Annotated in this window: 1 protein-coding gene and 1 pseudogene; both read right to left on the bottom strand. The window is 79.0% G+C overall.

The features are described 5' to 3' along the window. The coding region (locus HUX53_RS36700; RefSeq protein WP_176407879.1) for an MEDS domain-containing protein at positions 1-332 on the bottom strand (332 nt) is incomplete at its 3' end. Between the two features lie 206 nt (positions 333-538). After that, positions 539-909: pseudogene (locus HUX53_RS36695) on the bottom strand (glutamate--cysteine ligase); the annotation flags it as partial.

Genomic DNA, 909 nt, shown 5'->3' with positions numbered 1-909 from the left:
GGCCAGACCGGCTCGCCGACGATGCGCACCCGCCGGCCGCCGTGCCGGTCGGCGAAGTGGCGCAGGACGCCGGGGATGATGCGGCCGGGGTTGCGGCCCGCCTCGGCCATGTCGAGCCAGCTGACCTCGCGGGAGGCCGCGCCCAGCGCGTCGCGCAGCAGGTCCAGCCGGGGGCGGGGGACCGCCACCGCGACGGGTTCGCCCGCCGCGCGTCCCGCGCGGACGAACGGGACGGCGCCGGCGAGGTACTCCTCGTCGTCGCGGTAGAAGAGCGCGGAGTGGAGGAACGGGCCCGGTGCCGTCACGCCCGGGGCGCCGGGCCTGAGACTCATCGCGAGCGCGCTCCGTCCGAAATCGCCGTGGTCACCTGCATCGGGTCGAGGGTACGCGCCCGCGGGCGGCCGGGCGAGACGGACCCGGCCTTGCGTCCCCCGACGTCAGCGGTGACCGGTCCAGACCAGAGGTACCCCCGGCCGACCGGGGAAAACGGGCGAAATGTGCAAAGTTGTCTTTTCGGACCTCCGGGCGGCCCGGCGGCTCACCCGCCCGGCAGCAGCGCGGCGTCGACGACGTCGGCCAGCCGGCCGCGCCTGCGGTAGGCGGCGCGCTGCCGCTCGGCGCCCGTCCCGCCCGCGAGCAGCCGCCGGACGCCGCGGGTGACGAACGCGGCGTCCCCGGCGTCGCCGAGCGCGGGCAGCGCGTGCGCCAGCAGGTCGCCGGCCAGTTCCCGGAAGCCGGCCGGACGGCCCGTGCACACGTCCACGCCCCGGCCCCCGAGGCCGTCCCGCGCGGCCAGCCAGTACGCGGCGCGCAGCATCTCCTGCGGCGGGTCGGGCGCCGGCTCCCCGGCGTCCACCGCCCGGGACGACACCCCCACCCGCGCCCGGCCCAGCGCGGCGAGCCCGGCCG

Source organism: Actinomadura sp. BRA 177, assembly GCF_013372625.1.
Lineage (GTDB): Bacteria > Actinomycetota > Actinomycetes > Streptosporangiales > Streptosporangiaceae > Spirillospora.
This window is presented reverse-complemented; position numbering and strand designations above follow the sequence as displayed.